The following is a 22,598-nucleotide window of genomic DNA, read 5'->3' on the forward strand; positions in this document are numbered from 1 at the left end:
CGGCCCGCTCGTCACTGGTGCGTGTCGTAGCGGTCGGCCATCATCACCTTGTTCCACACCGCCACGAAATCGCGCACGAAGCGCGCCTCGCCGGTCGACGCGGCATAGACCTCGCTGATCGCGCGCAATTGCGAGTTCGCGCCGAAGATCAGGTCGCAGCGGCTCGCGGTGTAGCGCTGCTCGCCGCTGTCGCGATCACGCAACGCGAACGTGTCGCCGTCGCTCTTCGCCCATTCGTAATCCATGCTGGTCACGACCGTGAAGAAGTCGTTCGACAACGCACCGACCCGCTCGGTCAGCACGCCCGTGTCCGAGCCGTCCCAATTGGCGCCGAGCGCGCGCAGGCCCGCGGTCAGCACCGCCCACTCGGGGGCGCTCAGGCCGAGCAGATTGGCGCGATCGAGGAACATCTGCTCGGGTGCGATCTTGCCGCCGGTCACGTCCTCGAACCGATCGTCGACATAGTTGCGGAAGCCGTCGACCATCGGGCGCAGCCACTCAAAACTGTCGGCGTCGGTGCGATCGTCGGTCGTGTCCATCCGCCCGGGCGTGAACGGCACGTCGACCGTGTGGCCGCCGTCCGCCGCCGCACGCTCCACCGCCGCGCAGCCGCCCAGCACGATCAGGTCGGCGAGCGAGACGCGCTTGCCGCCAGCGGCTTTGGCATTGAACTCGTCCGCGATCCCGCGCAGCCGCTCGACCACCGGCATCGCGCGCCGGTTGACTGCCCAGTCCTTCTGCGGCGCGAGCGCGATCCGCGCGCCGTTCGCCCCGCCGCGCTTGTCGGTGTCGCGGTAGGTCGACGCGGCGGAAAAAGCGGTAAAGGCGAGGTCGGACACCGACACGCCGCTGCCCAGGATCGCCTGCTTCAACTGCGCGACGTCGCCCGCGTCGATCAACGGGTGGTCGACCGGCGGGATCGGGTCCTGCCACAGCAGATCGTCCTCGATCGTCCGCTCTTCGCCCAGGTACCGCTCCTTCGGCCCCATGTCGCGGTGCGTCAGCTTGTACCACGCCTTCGAGAATTGCAGCGTGAAGTAATCGAAATCGGCCAGGAACCGCTCGCAGATCGGGCGATAGACGGGGTCGTCCTTCAATGCGATGTCGCTGGTCATCATCATCAGCGGGTGCGTCTTGCCCGGAATATGCGCGTCGGGGGTGCGCGGTGCGTCCGGGTCCTTGGGCGTCCATTGCAGCGCGCCCGCCGGGCTCTTGGTCTGCTCCCATTCGAACCTGAACAGGTTCTCCAGGTAGCTGTTGTCCCAGGTCGTCGGATCGGGGGTCCAGCTGCCCTCGATGCCGTTGGTCATCGTGTTCTCGGCGTTGCCTGAGCCCTCAGGGTTGTGCCAGCCCAGCCCCATCTGCTCGATCGGTGCCATCTCGGGCGGCGCGCCGATGCGGTCGGGCGCGACCATGCCGTGGCTCTTGCCGAAGGCGTGCCCGCCCGCGATCAGCGCCACCGTCTCCTCGTCGTTCATCGCCATGCGCGTGAAGGCAATGCGGATGTCACGCGCGGATTCGAGCGGGTCGCCGCTCTTGTTCGGACCTTCGGGATCGACGTAAATGATCGCTTGGTTGGTCGCGGCGAGCGGCTGTTCCAGGTCATAGTCCGCGTCGCCGTTCTCCCCACGCCAGCGCTTCGAGCGGTCGGTCATCTTGTCGAACGATTCGACCGTGGACATGTTGACGTATTCGGGACCCCAATAGGTCGCGTCGTCCGCTTCCCACGCGTCGTGCCGTCCGCCGGCATAGCCGTAGGTCGGGAAGTTCATGATCTCCAGCGCGCAATTGCCGACCAGCACCATCAGGTCGCCCCACGACAGCGCGTCGCCGTATTTCTGCTTGATCGGCCAGATCAGCCGGCGCGACTTGTCGGTGTTGCCATTGTCCCACCAGCTGTCGATCGGGGCGAAGCGCTGCATCGCCTCGCCCGCACCGCCGCGCCCGTCCGCGATGCGGTAGGTGCCCGCCGCGTGCCACGCCATGCGGATCATCTGCGGGCCGTAATTGCCGTAATCGGACGGCCACCACGACACCGATGTCTGCAGGAACTGCTTGATCTCGGCCTTGAGCGCCTGGAGGTCGATCGCCTCGAACGCCGCCTTGTAGTCGAATTCCTCGCCCAGCGGATTGGCGCGCGGACCGTTGCGGTGAAGCTGCTCGACCCGCAGGCGGTTGGGATACCAGTCCTGCAACGTCGGCTTGCTGCCGAACGCCCCGCCCAGCCGGTCGCCGCCGAACGGACACTTGCCCGCCAGTACGTCCTTATAGTCTTCCATCATCGATCCTCGGTGTTGAAGCAGGTGTTCGGGTTCAAGCGGTGGGCATCACCCATCCCCACGGTCACGCGTCCGTCCCGCGCAGTCTCCGGACGAAGACACGCAAACGCTCACCGATCGGGCTGCGGGATTGATCCACATCAGTCTCCAACGCGGTGCAGCCGTGTTGGTTCGCTAAATTCGCGTTCAGCCAAACATCATGGCGGCCGCACAGAATCTCGCTATTTCGGTGAGTGGTCGGACGAGCGTCAGTCGGAACGGCGCGGACGGATTGCGACGCCCCGCCGAGCACCTGTCAGAGCGCGCGCGCCGCGCCTCGTGTTGGTCACGAAGGCCGCGGCCTCACCACCCCATGCTGCCATGCACGCCCTTGAACGGGCCGGCCAGGTCCGACGTGATCCACCCGCCATAGAAGCCGCCGGGCTGCGGACGAACCTGCTCGCCGTCGACGGTGCAGTGATCGAGCGGGGCGGCGTAGAAGGCGACGTGATCGCGCAGCGCCGCGAAGGCGGGCGTCGGCGCCGGGTAGCTCCACGCCACATCGCGCAGCAGCTCGCCGTCGACTGCCAGGTGCCAGTAGACCGCGTGCCCCTTCCACTCGCAGAACGACCACCGCTCCGACGGGCGCAGCAGGCCCGCCGTCACGTCGGCGGGCGGCAGGTACCAGCTCGGCGGGTGGCTCGTCTCCAGCGTGCGCACGGCGGCACGCGTGTCGGCGACGAGGACACCGCGGTGCTCGATGCGGACGTGCCGGTCGCTTCGCTCGGCGACCGCCGGGCGGGGATAGCGCCAGACGCTTTCCTGGCCGGGCGCGACGGGATCGGGCGCCACGGGATCGGGCGGCGGCCTCACGCGCGCGCCTCCCGGCGTGCCAGCCAACGCTGCAGGTGCGGCCGGACGTGGAGGAAGCGCCGGTACAGATGCTCCAGCAGCGACAGCACCAATCGGCTGCGTGCCGCCTCGCCCAACGGCCGCAACGCCGGGATCGCGCGCCACATCGCGGCGAACGCGGCCGCGCCCGACAACAACGGCCCGTCCGCCTCGCGCGCATGGAAGCGCGCCAGCATCTCCGCGCGATCGAGCGGACAGGTAGCAGGGCCGACCACGTCAACGAACGTGATCGCACCGCGCGTGTCGAGCCGGCGCATCAGCGCGATCTCACGCGAGCAGAGCGGGCAGTCGCCGTCGTGCCAGACGGTAACACGGTTCATCGTCCCTCCATCCCATCATGCAGGCTCCGCGCGACGAGGAGAGTTGCCAGACCAACACCGGCGACGATCGCTAGCAACGGCAACAGGCGGTTGTGCGAAGGCTCGCCGACGGCGACCGGCAGTGTCCCGGACGCCGGCGCATCGTAGCGCGACAGATCGACGTCCTTCGACTTCCCGCCGAACAGCTTGCTGGCAACGTCGCGCACGGCGGGGCGGCTCGCCACGTTCAGCACGCCGTGCAGCACCCGAATGCCGAGCCGGCTGTGCGGGTTCGCCAGCCGCGGCGCGATCTTCGGCACGCCCTGCGCATCCTCGACCATCGGGCGCATGACCCGCTCATAGGCCTCGAGCGCCGCCGGCACGTCGGCCGATCGGATCAGCTCCTGCGCCAGCACGTAAGCGCCGGTTACCGCCAGCGTCGTGCCGTAGCCCGCGATCGGGGTCGCGCACCACGCCGCGTCGCCGGTCAGCACGACGCGCCCGTTCGACCAGCGCGGCATCCGCACCTGGCGCAGGACATCGAAGTAGAAGTCGTCGGTCGTCTCCATGCCGGCCAGCACGCGATCGCTCTGCCAGCCCGCGTCGGCGAAACGCTCGCGCAACCACGCTTTCTGCCGCTCGGCATCCCAGTCCTGCTCACCCTCCGGCGACTTCTGCACGGACAGCATCGCGCGCGCGGTGCCGTGCCGGTCGGGGCGGAGCGACACGCTGCGACCGCTGGGCGCATTGTACCAGCGCCACAGGCGATTATCGTCGGCGCGTCGCGGGATGGTGAAGTAAGCGATCGTCAGGTCCATCCAGCGGGGCTTGTTCTCGCCCGGAAAGACCAGTTCGCGCGTCGGCGACCCGACGCCCTCGGCGACGATGACCAGATCGTAGCGCTCGACCCCGCCGCCGGCGAAGGTGACGGTGGCACCGTCATCGTCCTGCGCGACGGCTGCGATGCTGTCGCCGAACCGGTACGTCGCATTGTCCTTCGCGGGTTCATAGAGCAGCCGCGACAGGTCGCCGCGCAGGATCTCCATCTCCGCGGTCGGCCCATCGGCGCCGGTGTCGTCGGTCAGGAACAGCGCAGCGACCGTGCCGTCCTCCTCGATCCAGGCAGTGCCCTCCTCGCCCGTGCCCTGCGCCAGCGCCGCCTGTTCCAGCCCCATGCGGCGCAGCACCTCGCGGCCGACCCCGCGCACGTCGATGTTCTGCCCGCCGTCGCGAAAGGCCGACGCGCGCTCGACCACGGTGACGTCGAAGCCCGAGCGACCCAGCCACCACGCGACGGTGTTGCCGGCGATACTTCCCCCGGTGATCAGGACACGGCGCGACATCGTTCGACTACTCCTCGCCTGCCAAACAAACGGCAGCGGATAAGTAGCCCGCGAATTTTCTTGCTGAGCGAAGGACGGCGAAGCCCGCGCCAACGACGGCGCTTCAATCGCAGCCGCTCGGTCTGCCTTCCCCGAAGAACCGGACCTCGTCCCTCAACCCCCTCGTGATCGAACCAACGCTATCAGCGCTGCTTCTTCGTGATCGTCGCGGTGAAGTCCGGGTCCTTCTTCGCGACCCAGTCGACGAATTTGCGCACGTTCGGATTATCAAGCAGGCCCGCCACCTCCATCCCGTGCCGCTGAAGTTCGGAATTGGTGAAATTGGCGGTCAGCGTCTGCTGGCAGATCGAATGCATCGGCACGACGTCGCGCCCGCCGCGGCTCTTCGGCACGGGATGGTGCCAGACGATGGTCTTGCCGGTCGGTCGCCCGCACAGCCAGCAGGGCACCGGCTCGGCCGCTGCCTCCTCTTCCTGCGGGAGGTGATCGTAGGGGTCGTGTTTCGAACGTCTGGCCATGACTCGATCTTACCGAATGAATTGCGCGCACTTCAGCGCCTAGCGCCGCGCGCCGCTCGGCATCAAGGCGCTCGGTGCGACGCCGCGAACGTCGGTCCGTCGCGGCGCCGGTGATCAGGATGGGACGCTGCGCTTCGCCGACGCGACCATCAATCCAGGCGATCGCATCGTCGTCGATGTTGAAGCGTCATCATCTTGCCTGCCTGAGAACCGACTTCTGCTGAGCCCGGTCAGGCGCTAGCAGGCACCGCATAATCCATCTCGGCAAGGTCGGTGAGCAGATCGGGCCCGGTCGGCTCCCAGCCGAGGCGTGCGCGCGTCCAGGCATTCGACGCGACCATGTCGAGCCCCGCGAACGGCGCCATCCAGCCGAAATAATGCTCGACCTCGTCCTTCGCGACCGATCGGACCGGCAGCCCGGTGCCGCGTCCGATCGCCTCGGCGACGGCGCGCGCGGGCACGCCTTCGTCCGCGCAGGCATGGTAGCGCGCGCCGGGCTCGCCCTTTTCCAGCGCGAGGACGTAGAGTCTCGCCACGTCGCTGACGTGCGCGGCGGCCCAGCGCGTCTGCCCCTCGCCCAGATAGGCGATCGCCCCGGCCCGCCGCGCTTCGGCGATCAGCGGCGTGATCAGCCCCGCCTTGGTGGTGTCGTGCACCTGCGGAAGCCGGATCGTGCGGACGTCGATGCGCCGCGCGGTCAGCGCCGCGCCGGCGAGTTCGGTCGCGATGCGCGGGTTCGCGTGGTGCGGATTGAGGACATCCTCGGTCGCCACGCCGCCGCCAAGTGGCGTGCCGATGCCGACGCCCGAGGTGATGAGCAGCGGCTTGCGCGTCCCTTCCAGCGCCCGGCCCATCGCGGCGATGTTGCGCTCGTCCTTCCTGGTGTTCTCGACGAAGGTGTTGAAGTTGTGATCGAAGGCGCAGTGGATCACCGCGTCGGCCGCCGCCGCGCCGCTCGCGAGCGTTTCGGGTTGCTCAAGATCGCCGCGGTGGACCTCGGCACCCGCCGCCTCGAGCTGCCGCGCGCCCGCTTCGGAGCGGGTGAGGCCCAGCACCTGGTGACCGCGGCCGAGCAGTTCGGGGATGAGGTGCGAACCGATGAAGCCGGTCGCACCGGTCAGGAACACGCGCATGGATAGTCTCCTTCTCGTCGCAGGAGGATGTCGCACCCGGCTGAAGCGTGTTAAAGTAGTGACGTTATCATGGTATACCGGCCAACAGGATCAGTCATGGCCAGCGAAGCGTCCAATCTGCTCGGCAGCTATCTGCGTGATCGTCGCGCGCGTCTCGACCCAGCCACCTTCGGCTTTCCCGGTGGCAGGCGGCGCACGCCGGGGCTGCGCCGCGAGGAAGTGGCGAGCCGCGCCAACATCAGCGCGACCTGGTACACCTGGCTCGAACAGGGGCGTGGGGGCGCTCCTTCCGCCGACGTGCTCGATCGCCTCGCCAAGGGGCTGATGCTGACCGAGCCCGAGCGCGAGCACCTCTACATGCTCGGCCTCGGGCGTTTGCCAGAGGCGCATTATCGACCGGTCGACGGCATCACGCCGCGGCTGCAGCGCGTGCTCGACGGCATGCCGCTCAGCCCCGCGATCATCAAGACCGCGATGTGGGACGTGGTCGGCTGGAACCGCGCCGCCGCGGCGCTGCTGACCGACTATGCACTGCTGCCGCCCGAGGGGCGCAACATCTTGCGGCTGATGTTCACAGGCGACCGGGGCCGCCGTCGCAACGAGGATTGGGGCAGCGTCGCGCGGTTCGTGGTCGGTGCGTTCCGCGCCGACATGGCGAGGGCCGGCGCGCACGGCAGCGCAGGCGCCGCGAGACTGGTCGAGGAATTGAGCCAGCTCAGCCCGGAGTTCGCCGCCTTGTGGCAGGACAACGAGGTCGTCGCGCACAGCGAAGGCGTGAAGCGGATTCGCCACGCCGAGGTCGGATCGGTGAAGCTCGAATTCTCATCCTTCGCGGTCGAGGGCAGACCGGAGCTGGGGATGATCGTCTACAATCCGGCGACGTCGGTCGATGCGAACAAGGTCCGCTTGCTGGTCGACGCGGCGGCGGGCTGAGTGGTCCGCGGTCGGGTCACTTCAACGCTCTGACGTAGTCGACGAAGGCGCGCAGCGGCGGTGGCACCAGCCGCCGCTGCGAATAATAAAGGAACGGACCGGAAAAGGACTGCCACCAGTCCGTCAGCACTGGCTCCAGCGCGCCCGAGGCGAAATGGGGCGCCAGCCAGTCCTCGAACAGGTGGATCACCCCGGCACCACCGATCGCTGCATCCACCGCCAGGTCCATCGCGCCACCGACCCGTACGATCAGCCGGCTGGCGGGTTCGACCTTGACCACTTCGCCGTCGCGCTCGAACTCCCACGGCGCGGTCAGCGCGCCGCTGGCGAAGCGGCCGAGGATACCGTCGTGGTTGAGCAGATCGCGCGGGTGCGACGGTCGTCCGCGCCGGTCGAGATAGGCCGGCGACGCGGCGGTGGCGAAGCGTTGCACCCGCGGGCCGATCGGGATCGCGATCATGTCCTGTGCCAGCCGCTCGTCGTAGCGGATGCCCGCGTCGCTGCCGGCGGCGAGCACGTCGACGAAGCCGTCCTCGGCGTCGACCTCGACGCGGATGTCGGGATAGGCGGCGAGGAAGCCCGGCAAGATGGTGGGTAGCACCAGCCGCGCGGCGCTGACCGGCACGTTCAGCCGCAGCGTGCCCGCCGGTCGCCCCTTCAACTCGTCGACGACGCGTAGCGCGGCCTCGACCTCGGCCATAGCAGGACCCAGCCGCTCGATCAGGCGCTGCCCCGCCTCGGTCGGCGTGACGCTCCTGGTGGTGCGGTGAAGCAGCCGTACGCCGAGCCGCTCCTCCAGCCGGCGTACCGCCTCGCTCATCGTCGAGGCGCTCGCCCCGCTGCTCCGCCCCGCCTCGCGGAAACCTCCCGCCCTGGCCACCGCCAGCAGCGTTTGAACATCGGAGAGATCGGCGGGCATTGTACAATTATCCGAACAGGTCGTACGGATCGTGCCCGCTAATCATGCGAATGTCATGCGCCTAGATCGTGGTCACGCTTCAAGGAGAACGACCATGCGCACGATTGACCACGCAGGAACCTACACCCTCGGCGACCGACAGGTCCGCCGGCTCGGCTACGGCGCGATGCAGCTCGCGGGACCGGGCGTCTTCGGGCCACCGCGCGACCGCGACGCCGCGCTCGCGGTGCTGCGCGAGGCGGTGGCGTCGGGGGTCGACCACATCGACACCAGCGACTTCTACGGTCCCCACGTCACCAATCAGCTGATCCACGAGGCGTTGTCGCCCTATTCCGACGACCTCGTCATCGTCACTAAGGTCGGCGCCACGCGCGGCGCGGATGCGTCGTGGAACCCGGCGCAGGAGCCCGCGCAGCTCCGCGCCGCGGTGCATGACAATCTGCGCAACCTCGGTCTGGAGCGCTTGGACGTCGTCAACTTCCGCATCCATCCGGGCCACCTCGGCCGCGGCGATCACTCGATCGCCGACAGCTTCGAGGCGATGGCGGAGATGCAGACGGAAGGATTGATCCACCACCTCGGCATCAGCAACGCGACGCCTACGCAGGTCGCGGAGGCGCGCGCGATCGCGCCGATCGTCTGCGTGCAGAACGAGTACAACCTCGCCCACCGCGACGACGACGCGCTGATCGACGAGCTCGCCGCCGACGGCATCGCCTTCGTGCCGTTCTTCCCGCTCGGCGGTTTCAGCCCGCTGCAATCGGCGTCGCTCTCGACCGTCGCCGAGCGGATCGGCGCCACGCCGATGCAGGTGGCGCTCGCCTGGCTGCTGCGTCGGTCGCCCAACATCCTGCTGATCCCCGGCACGTCGTCGGTGTCGCACCTGCGCGAGAACCTCCAGGTCGCCGACATCGAACTGCCCAACGAGGCGATGCGCGCGCTGGACGCGATCCACTAGAATCTACGCGGAAGGCGATCCTTCGTAAAACCAGCCGTCACAGCCAGGTCGCCGCTGTGGCGATGACAGAGTGCGACAGCGGGACTGGAACATTGGTGGGTCCGCCGCCTACCCAATTACCGTTGTAGACCACTGTTTTCACGCGGTATCATATCGGGTTTTTCGCTCGTGTGCCCCCGTTTATGCCCCCATCGACTCAGGTGAAAAGTTGAACGAGCGGAACGGCGAAGCTAGCTCGCAAACGCGAGGCATGCTGCTGCCCTACCCGCCGCCGACTACCAACAAGTGCATGTAGTGTGACGAAGCCCTTTATGCTTTCGCTCGAATCATATCGCTAGCCTTCTCCGCGATCATGATCGTGGGTGCGTTCGTGTTTCCTGAAGTGATCCGCGGCATGATGCTCGCATCAACCACCCGCAGTCCTTCAACGCCGCGAACACGCAGCGATGGATCGACGACCGCTATCGGACCGATCCCCATCGCGCAGGTGCCGACCGGATGGTAGATCGTGCCGCCCGCCGCTCGGGCGTAGTCGAGCAGGGCGTCGTCGTTCGCCGCAGCTTGCCCCGGCAGCAGCTCGCTTTCGATCAAGTGCGCGAGTGCCGGCTCCGCCGCGACGTCACGGGCCTGGCGTAGTCCCGACACCAGAACCTCGCGGTCCAGCGCATCCGCGAGATAATTGGGTTGGATGCCGGGCGGGATGGTCGCGTCCGGCGAGCGGATTTCGACCGCCCCTCGCGACTCTGGACGTAGCTGACAGACGGCGAAGGTCAGGCCCGGCGAACGCTCCAGCTCCATCACTCCACGCGCCGCAAACGCTTGCAGGTCCATCGTCGCGGGGAGGATGTGGAACTGCAGGTCCGGAGAAGCGAGGCCGGGGCGCGATCTCGTGAACGCGGCGACGTGCGCGGCAGACAACGCAAGAAGACCGCGACGTCGCAGCAGGTAGCGGACGACCTGACCTGCCAGCGGGATACCGCGCGACATCCCGTTGATCGACGGAACCTTCGGCTTGAGCCGGAACATCATGCTGGCGATGAAGTGGGGTGAGACGGTGCGCACGGGACTGGTCTGGCTCGCCCTCTGGTTGCTGCCCGTGGCGGCGCTGCTGATCGCACTCGGACCCAATGACGTGTTCAGCCATATCGCGACCTTCTTCTCGACGATGGCAATCGTGACGTTCGGGGGAGCCTATGCCGTACTCGCCTATGTCGCGCAGCAGGCGGTCGAGAATTATGGCTGGCTAGAGCCGAAGGAGATGCTGGACGGCCTCGGCATGGCAGAGACGACGCCTGGGCCGTTGATCATGGTCCTGCAACTCGTCGGTTTCCTCGGCGCCTATCGCGATCCAGGCGGGCTGTCGCCGCTGACGGCCGGCACACTCGGCGGCCTGCTCGCCACCTGGGTGACGTTCGTGCCCTGCTTCCTGTGGATCTTCCTGGGCGCTCCATTCATCGAGCAACTGCGCGGTAATGCCGCGGTCGCCGCCGCGCTATCCGCCATCACCGCGGCTGTCGTAGGGGTCGCCCTGAACCTTGCTGTCTGGTTCGCGCTGCACACGCTGTTCCGCAAGACGAGATCGGTGGCCGCGGGCCCGTTCCGCTTCGATGCGCCGGTATTGGCCAGCATCGACCCGGCAGCCCTCGTTCTGTCGCTGGGTGCCGCATATTCGATCTTTATGACGCGGGCGGGGGTGATTACGACCTTGCTGGCAACGTCGGCCGCGGGCCTGGCGATCTTTGGATTTGGAGCGATCCGGTGAAGGACGAAGAAAAAACCTTCAACGGGATTGATCGCCGTCTAGCGCTGAGCCTTAGTGTCGCCGCGGTTGCCGCCTCGCAAATGGGGTCGGCTTTCGCGTAAGGCCCTGCCAGTCCGTCGCCGCGCGGCAACCTAAGCTTGGTGATGTCAGCGAATATCCGCAACAAACCGCTTGTGGAGCTCAATGGCGATGTCGTCGCCGGCTTGGCGTCGGAGGCGAGCGTGACCTGATGTTTGATCAGACGGGGCTAGGTCAGGCCAACGCCTCGCTCTGGCTCAGCAGGATCTGCTCCCGTCTGGCGACGATCAGCGGCACCAGCGTCTGCCCCGCGACGTTGACCGCAGTTCGCCCCATGTCGAGGATCGGGTCGATCGCCAGCAGCAGCCCGGCGCCGGCGAGCGGCAGTCCCAGCGTCGACAAGGTCAGCGTCAGCATCACCGCCGCGCCGGTCAGCCCTGCGGTAGCAGCCGACCCCAGCACCGAGACGAACGCGATCAGGAAATAGTCGCTCAGGTGAAGCGGGACGTTGAAGAATTGCGCGACGAAGATCGCCGACACCGCGGGGTAGATCGCCGCGCAGCCGTCCATCTTGGTCGTAGAGCCGAGCGGCACCGCGAATGCCGAATAGGAGCGCGGCACGCCGAGCGCGCGCTCGGTCACCTCCTCGGTCAGCGGCAGCGTGCCGACCGAGGAGCGCGACACGAAGCCGAGCTGGATCGCGGGCCAGGCGCGGCGGAAGAACCACGCTGGACTGATCCCGTGGAGCAGCAGCAGGGCAGGATAAACGACGAACAGGACAAGGAAGAGGCCGAGGTAGACCGCACCCGCGAACGCGCCGAGCGACGAAAGCGTGTCCCATCCGTAGCGCACCACCGCGTCGCCGATCAGCGCGGCCGATCCGATCGGCGTCAGCGCGATGATCCAGCGCAGCAACCGGCGAAAGACCGCGAGCGCGGAGGTGTTGAACGCCAGGAACGCCGCACCCGCGTCGCCGACGCGCACCGCAGCGGCGCCGATCGCGATCGCCGCGACGATGATCTGCAGCACGTTGAAGCCAAGCGTGGTCGACACCGCGCCGTCCTTGACGCTCGACGCGGCGGACAGGCCCAGCATGTTGGCGGGGACGAGCCCGGTCAGGAAGTCGAGCCACGATCCGCGCGTCGTCGGCATCTCGGCGGCGGCGGCGCTGACGTCGGCGCGGATACCGGGCTCGATCACGAGGCCGAGCGTGATGCCGATCGTGACCGCGATCAGTGAGGTAATGGCGAACCACAACAGCGTCTGCGTCACCAGCCGCGCGGCGTTGTTCAGGTCGCGCAGCGCCGCGATCGATCCGACGATCGCGGTGAAGACCAACGCCGGCACCAGTGCCTTCAGCAACTGAACGAAGATGGTGCCGATCGTGTGGAGCGTCACCGCGAGCGCGCCGTCGACGCCGCCGGTCTGTCGCGCGACCAGGCCGAGTGCCAGGCCCGCGACCATGCCGACGAGGACCTGCACACCGAACGACGGCAGGCGATTGGGCGTGTGAGTGCTCATGAACGAACAGATGGGCGGTCGCGCCGGCTGGGCCAAACAAGCAATAGTGTCGGCAACAAAAGCCATGAATGGCCAACGACCCCCGTGGACTGCGATGACCCCATGCGGTCCGCCGTCACCAGTTCAGCCCGGCGCGAACGTAGAGGAAGCGTCCGTTGAACCCGAACGGCGAGTAATAGGGGAAGCCCAGCACGCCGGTCGAGTTGTTCGCGATCGAGGTTTGTCGCGGATAAACGTCGAACAGGTTGCTCACCCCCAGGCCGATCTGCGCACCGCGGGTGGCGGAATAGCGCAGCTCGAAATCGGTGATCGCGCGGTCGCCGGTGCGGACATCGGCAGCGGGTGTCGTTCCCGGCTGGTTGACGTCACCGTAATAGGTCACGCGTGCGAGCGCGCCGATCTGGTCGAGCGACCAGTCGATCGTGCCCGTCACCTTCTGCTGCGGGGTGCCATCCTCCAGCGTCAGGATGCGGCTACGTGCGAACAATGTCGGCGCGGGGTCGAGTGTCGCGGTGGAGGTGGGCACGCGCGTGACCTTCACGTCGTTGATGTTGCCCGCGACCGTGAAATCGAACGCACCCGCGCCCGTCGTGCGCCAGCGATAATGCGCGACCGCGTCGATCCCCTTGGTGGTGGACGCCAGCCCGTTGATGAAGAAGCGCGCGGCGGCCACCCCGGTGTTGGTTTGGGCAAGGATCGCCTGCACCTGCGGATTGCCGGCACCGGCGATATTCTCCGACAAACCGATCTGATCGCGGATGTGGATGCGATATGCGTCGATCGTCAGGTCGAACCCGCCGGCGCGGATCACCGTGCCGAGCGACAGGTTGGTCGACTTCTCGGGTTCGAGCGGCAAACCGCCGAGCGCGCGTCCGACCTCGCTGGTCGACGGCACCGTGCCCGTCAGCACGGGCACGCCGTTGGTCACCACCGAGGCGACCTGCGTGAAATATTGCTGCTGGAGCGAGGGCGCCCGGAAGCCGGTCGACGCGGTGCCGCGCAACGCGAACCAGTCGGCGACGTCGTAGCGTGCGGACAGCTTGCCGTTCGCGGTGCTGCCGAAATCGGAATAATCCTCGGCGCGGCCGGCAATGCCGAACAACAGCCTGTCGGTCACCTGCGCCTCGACGTCGACGTAGACGCTGCCGCTGCGGCGGCTGCGCTTCGTCGCGTTGCGGGGATCGAAGCCACCAAATCCTTGTGCACCAGGCGCCGAGCCCGCGACCGCGTCGGTCGCACCCGCGGGATAACCGTAGGACGCGCGCTCGCCCGCGCTGATCTTGTATCCTTCGCGGCGCCCTTCGATGCCGACTGCGAGGTTCAGCGACTGGAACACGTCGAACTTGCGCGTGACGTCCAGGCCGGCGACATATTGGTCATAGGCGACCTCACCGTCGTAGAAGTTGCGCGGGGTGGCCGAGCCATAAGCGTAATTGGCCGAGTTGAGCGTGCGGAAATCAACCGTGTTGCGCCCGTAGCTGAGCGACAGGTCGAGGTCGAAACCGCCGAGCGTGCTGCGCAGGCCCGCTGCCGAGTTGATGTCCTTGGTCTTGGTGTTGATGAGCGGCAGGAACCCGTCCGGGTAGCCCGCGAGCGCGAGCTGGCGCCGCGTCGTCGCCGCCGCGGTGGTCTGCGCCGCGGGATTGACGCGCGGGAATGCCGCACTGCGCGTGTCGCGTTCCTGGTATCCGCCGAATGCGTACAGGCTGAGATTGTCGGTCAGCGAGGTGCCCGCATTGACGAAGCCGGTATATTGCTCGACCTCCGGATCGCCGTAGCGACCGGTCACGCGCGCGGGGGAAACGCGGGTGTCGAGATCGGCGCGATTGGTCGGCTGCCGCTTCAGATACTCGCCGGTCAGCGTGACGAAGCCGTCGTCGCCGAACCCGATGCCCTGCCACGCCGACACGGTGACACTGTTCTCGCCCGTCACGTGGCGGCTGTTGCGCGCGGTATCGACCTGCGTGTCGTAGAAGCCGTAATTGACCTGCGCGCCGCCGCCGGAGCGCGCCTCGCGCAGGCGCAGGTTGATGACCCCCGCGATCGCGTCCGAGCCGTATTGCGCCGACGCACCGTCGCGCAGCACCTCGATCCGGTCGAGCGCGAACGTCGGCACGGTGTTGAGGTCGACCGCCGCCGATCCGCGCCCGACGGTGCCGTTGGTGTTGAGATTGGCCGAGGTGTGCCCACGGATGCCGTTGATCAGCACCAGCGTCTGATCGGGCGACAGGCCGCGCAGCGTCGCCGGACGGATCGCGTCGGTGGCGTCGTTGGCGGATGGACGCGGAAAGTCGATCGACGGCGCGATCGTCGCGAGTGCGGCAGCGACCTCGGTCGTGCCCTGGCGTTGCAGGCTGGCCGCGCTCAGCACATCGACCGGCGACACGCTGTCGAGCCGGGTGCGTCCGGCGGCGCGCGTGCCGGTCACGATGATGTCGTTGCCCTCGTCGGCAGTGGTCGCCGCGTCGGCCGCGGGTGCCGCCTGCGCGGGTTCGGCGACGGCAGGCGTGCCCGGCGTCGGCGTCTGCGCATCGGCAAGCGGCGCGACGAGCGCGAGGACAGACGCTCCGGCAAGTGCGAGCGGGCGGTATGTCATGCAGGGCACCCCTTTTGATTGGTGGCTTGGCCACGCGTTCTTATTCAGCATCAAGAAACGGTCTGCCCGCCTGTTCCGCGCTGGCCCGACCGGCTCACGTTTCTGGAAAACAGAGTGGCTCGCCGGACACACCGGCGAGCCTCAGGTTGTGCTAGGGAGCATCCTGGCGGGTTGGTGAAAGAGTGTAAGGCGTCAGAAAGCATTGCCCACGGAGCTGTTGGCGTTCGTCACGGTCGCATTGTCGATGGGGGCCGCCGCCAGCGCGGCGTCGTTCTCGGTCAGTGCGTCTTCGTCGTTCAGCACAATGTCGCTGCCCGCACCGGTATTGGTGGCTTCATCCGACCTGCCGCAGGCGGCGATGCCGAGTGCGAGCGACAGCGCGAGCGTGGTGACAATTTTCTTCAAGGTTACCTCCTTTGTGACGATCAAAGCGGGAATGACGCAGGTGTTGCGGCAACGCCGCGATGGATCGCGGCACTGTCGCGCAGCGCTTGGCCGAACAGCGAAAAGAAACCGCGGTTGGCGGGGTTCGCCTCGACGTCCCATTCGGGATGCCATTGCACCGCCAGCACCTCGGCGCCGCAAGGACGCGCCGCGACCGCCTCGACCACCGCGTCGCCCGACGCACGCGCCTCGATCGACAGGTCGCGGCCCAACCGGTCGATTGCCTGTTCGTGGACCGAATTGACGGAGACCGAACGGCGACCCGTCTCGCGTGCCAGCCGGCCGCCGGCCGTCAGTTCGACGTCGTGATGATGGTCGAACAGCTCGGCATAGGGCCGCGCGTCCCAGCCGCCACGCAGGTGACGCTCGCGACACGGCTCGCGCGACAATGTGCCACCGAACAGGACGTTCAGCTCCTGCAAGCCGCGGCAGATACCGAACACCGGCTTGCCCGCCTCGATCATCCGTGAAGAGAGCGTGAGCGCGACTTCATCGCGATCGTCGTCGCGAACGCCGTCATCCACCGCGCCGCCGTAGCGATGCGCGGCGACGTTGGAGCGCGAGCCGGTGAGCAGCAGACCGTCGAGGTGATCGCTCAGCGCGCCCGCGTCGCTCACATCGACGATCGCAGGCACCAGCATCACGCATGCGCCGGCATAATGGACGAGCGGCGCGACGAAGCGGCTGGCGACCGCCTGGATCGGCCGCTGCGCCACCTCGTTGCAGCACAGCACCCCCACCAGCGGCTTGCGTGCTCCACTCACGTTCATTGCTCCGCCAACCGCTCACGCACCGCCTGCGCACCAACGGCATTGAGCACGCGCGCCTCGGGTTGCGAGACGATGCTGCCCGCGGGCACGTCGCTCAGCAGCCAGACGTTGCCCCCGATCGTCGCGCCCTCCCCGATCGTAACGCGTCCCAAGATCGTCGATCCGGCATAGATCACCACATCGTCCTCGACGATCGGGTGACGCGCGTGGCGGCTGCGCGGGGTCGGCGCCGCGTCGCCCGGCGGCGTGCGCGCGCCGAGCGTGACGTGCTGGTAGAGCCGCACGCGCGCGCCGATGATCGCGGTTTCGCCGATGACGACCCCGGTGCCGTGATCGATGAAGAAGCTTTGGCCGATCGTCGCGCCGGGATGGATGTCGATCCCCGTCCGCTCATTGGCCAGTTCGGAGATCAATCGTGCCACGATCGGCGCGCCGAGCTGAAACAGCTGATGCGCGACGCGGTGATGCAGGCTTGCGATCGCACCGGGATAGCAGAGCAGGATCTCGTCCTCGCTGCGCGCCGCCGGATCGCCCAGGAACGCCGCGGCGACATCGCTGTCGATCAGCGCACGGACTTCATCCAGGGCCGCCATGAACAGTCGCACGATCGTCGCCGGCTGATCGGCGTCGAACCCGGCTCCGCGTGCCTCATCCTCCCAATAGGACAGCTCGGCGGCGACCTCGCGCTCCAGCTCGGTGGCGAGCGCGATCAGCTTGGCCGCGACGAAGCCATCCTCGTCGCGCACATCGCCGATGAAGCCGCCAAGCCGCCGCGGGAACAAGGCGGACGCGATCAGGTCCATCAACGCCGCCACGCCGCGGCGGGACGGGAATGCGCCGACCGGCCGATGGGCCGAACGACGGCGCGCCTCGTCACGCACGGAACGAAGTGCCGTCACCGCAGTGTCGATCGCCGATCGCCCGCCCGAGCGCGGAAGCGCTGCGAAGCTCATCGACCAGCACCACCCGGCCGGTGGACAGGCACCGGTAAAAAGACAGGTGACTGGAGGATCGAGGACATGCGCAGCGGTAAACTCCTGTCGAGCAGGATATCCCAGCTTTACAGTAGGTGTTAAAACGATTGCTAGACCGCCGCAAAGGCAACCTATCGACCGGCCGCGACATTCCTGTGGCGGCGAACCCCGCTCGACGTTTCGAGGACAACTACTTGATCAAGCATGTGACGATCATCGGCGGCGGCTTCTCGGGAACGTTGCTCGCGATCAACCTGCTGCGACACGACGGGCCGCGTGTGACCCTGATCGAACGAGCGGCGCTGGGTCGTGGCATCGCCTATGGAACGCGCCAGACGGAACACCTGCTGAACGTGCGCACCGCGAACATGAGCGCCTTTCCCGATCAGCCCGACCATCTCGTGCGCTGGTTGTCGAGCCACGACCACGGCTTCGATGCCGCGGATTTCATCCCGCGCGGTCTTTACGGCGGCTATCTGCGCGATCTGCTCGACACCGCCGCGGCGTCATCGCCCAGACGGCTTGATCTCGTCGCGGCGGACGCTCTCGCCGTGGAGGAGCGCGGTGACGGCCACCGCGTTCGTTTGTCGGATGGTCACCACGTTGACACCGATGCGGTCGTGCTGGCGCTCGGCAACCTGCCGCCACACGTCCCCGCCACGCTGCAGCCGGTCGCGGGCCATCCGGCCTTCATCCGCAATCCCTGGAGCATACAACCAACGCTGGGCGATCTGGCGCACGGCCTGAGCGAGGCTGACACACTGCTGCTGATCGGTAGCGGATTGACGATGGTCGACGTGGCGGTGCAGCTCGACAGCGCCGGGTTCAAGGGCCGGATGATCGCGATTTCCCGCCGCGGACTTCTGCCGCATCGCCATGCCTCGGGCGGCGCCCACCCGGCACGGCGACGCGAGCGGCCGGCGCCGCCATTGTCACGAATGCTGCGCGCGGTTCGCGACCGCGCGTCCGACATCGGCTGGCGCAGCGCAGTGGACGAGCTGCGCCCCTTCACGCAGGCGATCTGGCAGAGTGCCGATGACGCGACCCGCGCGCGCTTTCTGCGCCATCTGCGTCCGTGGTGGGACGTGCACCGCCACCGGCTTGCCCCCAGGGTGGCCGATCGGATCGCGTGCCTGATCGAGGCTGGCCGACTGGAGGTACGCGCCGGCAAGATCTGTCGCACAAAGGTCGCCGACAAGAAGCTCAACGTCGTGTGGCGCGCACGCGGTACGGCCACCACCACCACGCTGGATGTGTCGCGCATCATCAATTGCGTCGGCCCGCAGGGTGACGTGACGCAGGTGGACGAACCGTTGCTGGGCGACATGATCGCGAACGGCACCATACGTCCCGACGCGGAGCGGCTTGGGATCGATGTCGACGCGACGGCACGTGTCCGCTCGTTCGACGGGCAAGCGAACGAGAGCATCTTCGCCGTCGGGCCGATGACACGAGGCGCGTTCTAGGAGATCACCGCGGTGCCCGACATCCGGCGTCAGGTGTGGGACCTCGCGCGCTACCTGTCGAACGCCCACTGGGTCGCAGGCGAAGGCCTGTGACCGGCGAGCTCTGCCCGACAAGCTGACGTGCCAGACGGCAAAGCGAAACTTCGCTCCACCAGCTGCAAGGTGCTTTAATCGGTGGTTGCCATGACCGATCTCGCCATCCTGTTCGAACATCCGCAGTGGTTCGCGCCGCTGTTCGCTGCGCTCGACCGTCGCGGCGTCGATTACCGCGCGATCCACGCCAACGGCCTCGCCTTCGATCCCGCCGCAACCGCGCCGCCCGCGCGCGTCATCTTCAACCGTATCGCCATGTCGAGCTTCCTGCGCGCGCCCGAGCATCCGATCTTCTTCGCCGCGGCCGCACTCGCGCAGTGGGAGGCACGAGGGGCAACCGTGCTGAACGGCGCCGCCGCCCTGACGCTCGATGCCTCAAAGGCACGGCAATTGTCGCTGATCGCACGGCTCGGCCTGGCAATCCCGGCGACGCGCGTCGTCCACCGCGCCGCCGACCTGGTCGCGGCGGCGGGCGAGCTGCGCTTCCCGATCGTGGTCAAGGCGAACATCGGCGGATCGGGCGCAGGCATCGTGCGCTACGACGATCCCGCCGCGCTCGCCGCCGCGGTCGCGGACGGGCAGGTGCCCGACAGCATCGACCGTGTGCTGCTGGTGCAGGAATATGCGCCGGCGCGCGGCGGCACGATCACCCGGATCGAGACGCTGGCGGGGCGTTTCCTCTACGCGCTGGAGGTTGACGGCGGTGGCAGCTTCGACCTGTGCCCGGCGGACGCGTGTGCACTCCCCGGTCGTCCGACGATCACAATGAAGGCGGTCGAGCCTGCCCCGGCGTTGATCGCGGGCGCGGAGGCGATCGTCGCCGCCGCGGGGATCGACGTCGGCGGGGTCGAGGTGCTGATCGACGACCGCGACGGGACGCCGCGTTTCTACGACGTCAACGCGCTCTCCAACTTTGTCGCCGATCCGCTCACCGTGCTGGGCTGGGATCCGCACGAGCGGCTGGTCGACTGGCTCGAACAACGCATTGCGGAGGCACGCGCGTGAGATACGGTTACTGGATGCCCGTCTTCGGCGGCTGGCTGCGCAACGTTTCCGACGAAGGCATGGAGGCGACGTGGGATTACGCCAGACGGCTGGCGCAATCGTCCGAGCGCTGGGGCTATGACCTGACGCTGATTGCCGAGCTGAACCTGAACGACATCAAGGGCGTGGAGCAGCCCGCGCTCGACGCGTGGTCGACCGCCGCTGCGCTTGCGGCAGTGACCGAGCGGCTGGAGCTGATGGTCGCGGTACGCCCGAACTTCCACCACCCCGCGTTGTTCGCGAAGGCCGCGGCGAACATCGACCGGATCGCGGGCGGGCGCCTGTCGCTCAATGTCGTGTCGAGCTGGTGGGCGGACGAGGCGCGGCAATACGGATTGCAGTTCGACCAGCACGACGATCGCTACGCGCGCACCGCCGAGTGGCTGGACGTGGTCGATGGCCTGTGGCGCGAGGATCGCTTCAGCTACCAGGGCCGCTTCTACACGACGCAGGATGCGATCTGCTCGCCCAAGCCGAAGAGCCGACCGATCATCTACGCCGGGGGGGAGAGTGACGCCGCGAAGACGATGATCGCGGCGCAGTGCGACGCCTATGTCATGCACGGCGATCCGGTGGTGGCAATCGCACCCAAGATCGACGACATGCGCGCGCGCCGCGCCGCGGCGGGCGGCACGCCGATGACCTTCGGCATGGCCGCCTACGCGATCGTCCGCGACAGCGAGGCCGAGGCGAAGCGAGAGTTGGAGCGGATCACCACCGTCACCGAACTGCCCGCGGGCTACGCCAATTTCGATCAATGGCTGTCGGGGACGCAGCTGGAGCGCGAACTGAAGCTGCAGGAATATTCGGTCTCGAACCGCGGCCTGCGCCCTAACCTCGTCGGCACGCCCGAACAGTTGAAGGAGCGGATCGCCGAATATGAGGCTGCAGGGCTCGACCTGCTGCTGCTGCAAATGAGCCCGCAGGAGGAGGAAATGGAGCGGTTCGCCGCCCAGGTCATGGCCGTGCCGACGGCGGTGCCGGAACCCGCGTGAGGGTTGCGCAGAGGATTCCGCCGGCCGCGCGTATCCTGGCCGCGCTGATCGCGGGACTCGCTGCAGGCTACCTCGCGGGGCCGCGCACCGCCGTTCTGCCGGCGGCGCAGGCGGTCGGCGGGCTGTGGCTCGACGCGCTCAGGATGCCGATCATCCCGCTGGTCTTCGCGCTGGTGGTCACCGGGCTGGGCAGTGAAGGCGGCATGGGCGGTGACGCAGCACCTGCCGGCGGACTGGCGCGACGCGCAATCGGCGCCTTCGTCATGTTCCTGTTCGGCTCGGCTTTGTTCGGCGTCGCGCTCGGCTCGGCGATGTTTAGCGGCTGGCACGTGTCCAATTTGTCGGGAGTCACGATCGGGGCTGCGAAGCTGCCTGATCTGCCCCCGCTCGCCGACACGCTGCGCGCGCTGGTGCCGGTCAACCCGATCGCCTCGGCCGCCGCGGGTGCGATCGTGCCGGTCGTCATCTTCGCGCTGATCTTCGCGCTCGCGCTGCGCCGGATCGAGCCCGACCGGGCCGCAGTTGTGACGAATGCATTCAGAAACCTGCTTGACCCGCTGCTGGTGATCATCGGCTGGGTCCTGCTCGCCGCGCCGATCGGCGTCTTTGCGCTGTCGTTCGACGTCGCCGCGCGCAGCGGGTTCGCAGTCGGCGCGCTGCTCGCCTGGTACGTCGTCGCACGCGTGGTCGCGGGCGTGACACTGCTGGCCGTCTTCGTGCTGCTGGTCGCAATCGCCTCGCGCACGCCGGTGCGCGTGTTCCTGCGCGCGATATTGCCGGCGCAAACGGTCGCGTTCAGCACACAATCCTCACTCGCCTCACTGCCCGCGATGCTTCAGGCGGTGCGCACGCTCGGGCTGCCCGAGCGCACGGCGGGCACGATCCTGCCGCTCGCGGTGGCATTGTTCCGCATCAGTGCGCCGTGCGCGATCACGCTCGTCACGCTGGCGCTCGCGCGGTTGAACGGCATCGATCTCGAGCTAGGCCAATTGGTCGTCGTGGCGATGCTGGCGGTGCTCAACAACTTGGTCATCGCTGGCCTACCGAACCAGATCAGCTTCTTCGCCGCCTACGCCCCAGTTGCGCTCGCGGTGGGCGTGCCGATCGAACTGTTGCCGTTGTTCCTGGCAGTGGACACCATCCCCGACATGTTCGCGACAGCAGCGAACGTTACAGCTGACGTGGCCGTCACGACCGTGCTGACCGAACACGATCGTGATGCATCGGGCGTGTCCGTCTGACGCGCGACACGCGGCATGGCGCTATGTCAAAGAAAGCGGCCTGGTGGTCGGGGTGATCCCGGTCAGAAATGAACATTGTTCTTTGGTCAAAGGCTGCCGGTTGTGACACATGCTGGTCAGCCGTTCGATGAAGTACTGACCCACAATCTGCCTTTCAGGACGGAATTTCCGCTTCCTGATACAGGACGATCGTTCATCTCAGAGATGGACGCTCGGCCATCTGTTCACCGCGTTTCGGTCAGAACCGCGCGGGCTTGCCGGGCTGCGCCGACTGCCTGCCTGTAGTGCACGGTCGCGTATCGCTCAGCCTCGTCGAAGCCGACCGGCGCCCAATCCTCGGTCGGATAGCAGGCGTCGTAGATCACGCGCGCAGCCGCACGCAGTTGCAGATCGTGCTGCAT

20 protein-coding genes and 1 pseudogene are annotated in these 22,598 nt (G+C 67.5%); 8 read left to right on the plus strand and 13 right to left on the minus strand.

The window, feature by feature from the left end:
- Positions 1–11: 11 nt before the first annotated feature.
- The 5 genes from katG to BMW51_RS07685 form a co-directional block, all read right to left on the minus strand.
- On the minus strand, positions 12–2,279 hold the full coding sequence (katG, locus tag BMW51_RS07665; protein WP_093004973.1) for a catalase/peroxidase HPI: 2,268 nt from the start codon (positions 2,277–2,279) through the stop codon (positions 12–14).
- Between the two features lie 342 nt (positions 2,280–2,621).
- Positions 2,622–3,131 (minus strand): DUF427 domain-containing protein, encoded by a 510-nt coding sequence (locus BMW51_RS07670; RefSeq protein ID WP_177171573.1) that lies wholly within the window; start codon positions 3,129–3,131, stop codon positions 2,622–2,624.
- Complete coding sequence (locus tag BMW51_RS07675) at positions 3,128–3,490, minus strand: thiol-disulfide oxidoreductase DCC family protein (protein WP_093004975.1); 363 nt, start codon at positions 3,488–3,490, stop codon at positions 3,128–3,130. Before BMW51_RS07675 ends, BMW51_RS07670 begins: the two co-directional genes overlap by 4 nt.
- Positions 3,487–4,812, minus strand: a complete 1,326-nt coding sequence (locus BMW51_RS07680; protein WP_093004977.1) for an FAD-dependent monooxygenase — start codon at positions 4,810–4,812, stop codon at positions 3,487–3,489. The genes BMW51_RS07675 and BMW51_RS07680 overlap by 4 nt, the downstream gene beginning before the upstream one ends.
- 182 nt (positions 4,813–4,994) lie before the next feature.
- Complete coding sequence (locus BMW51_RS07685; RefSeq protein ID WP_093004979.1) at positions 4,995–5,330, minus strand: hypothetical protein; 336 nt, start codon at positions 5,328–5,330, stop codon at positions 4,995–4,997.
- Between the two features lie 61 nt (positions 5,331–5,391).
- Here BMW51_RS07685 and BMW51_RS16430 point away from each other — a divergent pair, with 61 nt between their 5' ends.
- On the plus strand, positions 5,392–5,571 hold the full coding sequence (locus BMW51_RS16430) for an RraA family protein (protein ID WP_143051833.1): 180 nt from the start codon (positions 5,392–5,394) through the stop codon (positions 5,569–5,571).
- Here the strand turns inward: BMW51_RS16430 and BMW51_RS07690 are convergent.
- Positions 5,561–6,463, minus strand: a complete 903-nt coding sequence (locus BMW51_RS07690) for an SDR family oxidoreductase (protein WP_093004981.1) — start codon at positions 6,461–6,463, stop codon at positions 5,561–5,563. The genes BMW51_RS16430 and BMW51_RS07690 overlap by 11 nt on opposite strands.
- A gap of 96 nt (positions 6,464–6,559) precedes the next feature.
- Here BMW51_RS07690 and BMW51_RS07695 point away from each other — a divergent pair, with 96 nt between their 5' ends.
- Positions 6,560–7,396, plus strand: coding sequence for a helix-turn-helix transcriptional regulator (locus BMW51_RS07695; protein ID WP_093004983.1), 837 nt, complete (start codon positions 6,560–6,562; stop codon positions 7,394–7,396).
- A gap of 16 nt (positions 7,397–7,412) precedes the next feature.
- On the opposite strand, the gene BMW51_RS07700 is transcribed toward BMW51_RS07695, so the two are convergent.
- The gene (locus BMW51_RS07700; protein WP_093004985.1) at positions 7,413–8,315 is read right to left on the minus strand and encodes a LysR family transcriptional regulator; all 903 of its coding nucleotides are present in this window, start codon (positions 8,313–8,315) and stop codon (positions 7,413–7,415) included.
- A gap of 94 nt (positions 8,316–8,409) precedes the next feature.
- Between BMW51_RS07700 and BMW51_RS07705 the strand changes: the two genes are divergently transcribed.
- Positions 8,410–9,273: an aldo/keto reductase family oxidoreductase gene (locus tag BMW51_RS07705; protein WP_093004987.1), complete on the plus strand. Its 864-nt coding sequence runs from the start codon at positions 8,410–8,412 to the stop codon at positions 9,271–9,273.
- Between the two features lie 309 nt (positions 9,274–9,582).
- Here BMW51_RS07705 and BMW51_RS07710 read toward each other — a convergent pair whose 3' ends face one another.
- A complete protein-coding gene (locus BMW51_RS07710; protein ID WP_245708335.1) occupies positions 9,583–10,299 on the minus strand; it encodes a GMC family oxidoreductase in 717 nt (238 codons plus the stop codon).
- A 22-nt stretch (positions 10,300–10,321) separates the two neighbouring features.
- On the opposite strand from BMW51_RS07710, the pseudogene BMW51_RS07715 reads away from it, so the two are divergent.
- Positions 10,322–11,035, plus strand: a pseudogene (locus tag BMW51_RS07715) (chromate transporter); the annotation flags it as partial.
- Between the two features lie 252 nt (positions 11,036–11,287).
- Here the strand turns inward: BMW51_RS07715 and BMW51_RS07720 are convergent.
- The 5 genes from BMW51_RS07720 to epsC form a co-directional block, all read right to left on the minus strand.
- Positions 11,288–12,574 (minus strand): dicarboxylate/amino acid:cation symporter, encoded by a 1,287-nt coding sequence (locus BMW51_RS07720; RefSeq protein WP_093004991.1) that lies wholly within the window; start codon positions 12,572–12,574, stop codon positions 11,288–11,290.
- 115 nt (positions 12,575–12,689) lie between these two features.
- A complete protein-coding gene (locus BMW51_RS07725; protein ID WP_093004993.1) occupies positions 12,690–15,170 on the minus strand; it encodes a TonB-dependent receptor plug domain-containing protein in 2,481 nt (826 codons plus the stop codon).
- A gap of 192 nt (positions 15,171–15,362) precedes the next feature.
- Positions 15,363–15,575: a hypothetical protein gene (locus BMW51_RS07730; RefSeq protein WP_143051831.1), complete on the minus strand. Its 213-nt coding sequence runs from the start codon at positions 15,573–15,575 to the stop codon at positions 15,363–15,365.
- Between the two features lie 20 nt (positions 15,576–15,595).
- A complete protein-coding gene (locus BMW51_RS07735) occupies positions 15,596–16,384 on the minus strand; it encodes a gamma-glutamyl-gamma-aminobutyrate hydrolase family protein (protein ID WP_177171574.1) in 789 nt (262 codons plus the stop codon).
- Positions 16,381–17,337 (minus strand): serine O-acetyltransferase EpsC, encoded by a 957-nt coding sequence (gene epsC / locus BMW51_RS07740; protein WP_093004997.1) that lies wholly within the window; start codon positions 17,335–17,337, stop codon positions 16,381–16,383. Before epsC ends, BMW51_RS07735 begins: the two co-directional genes overlap by 4 nt.
- Positions 17,338–17,552: 215 nt before the next feature.
- Between epsC and BMW51_RS07745 the strand changes: the two genes are divergently transcribed.
- The 4 genes from BMW51_RS07745 to BMW51_RS07760 all read left to right on the plus strand — a co-directional run bounded on the left by BMW51_RS07745 (position 17,553) and on the right by BMW51_RS07760 (position 22,197).
- On the plus strand, positions 17,553–18,824 hold the full coding sequence (locus tag BMW51_RS07745) for an FAD/NAD(P)-binding protein (protein ID WP_342723607.1): 1,272 nt from the start codon (positions 17,553–17,555) through the stop codon (positions 18,822–18,824).
- A 183-nt stretch (positions 18,825–19,007) separates the two neighbouring features.
- Positions 19,008–19,922: an ATP-grasp domain-containing protein gene (locus BMW51_RS07750; protein WP_093004999.1), complete on the plus strand. Its 915-nt coding sequence runs from the start codon at positions 19,008–19,010 to the stop codon at positions 19,920–19,922.
- Positions 19,919–20,956, plus strand: coding sequence for an LLM class flavin-dependent oxidoreductase (locus tag BMW51_RS07755; RefSeq protein WP_093005002.1), 1,038 nt, complete (start codon positions 19,919–19,921; stop codon positions 20,954–20,956). Before BMW51_RS07750 ends, BMW51_RS07755 begins: the two co-directional genes overlap by 4 nt.
- Positions 20,953–22,197: a dicarboxylate/amino acid:cation symporter gene (locus tag BMW51_RS07760; protein ID WP_093005005.1), complete on the plus strand. Its 1,245-nt coding sequence runs from the start codon at positions 20,953–20,955 to the stop codon at positions 22,195–22,197. Before BMW51_RS07755 ends, BMW51_RS07760 begins: the two co-directional genes overlap by 4 nt.
- Positions 22,198–22,598: the final 401 nt, after the last annotated feature.

It is taken from the genome of Sphingomonas palmae (genome assembly GCF_900109565.1).
GTDB lineage: Bacteria > Pseudomonadota > Alphaproteobacteria > Sphingomonadales > Sphingomonadaceae > Sphingomonas > Sphingomonas palmae.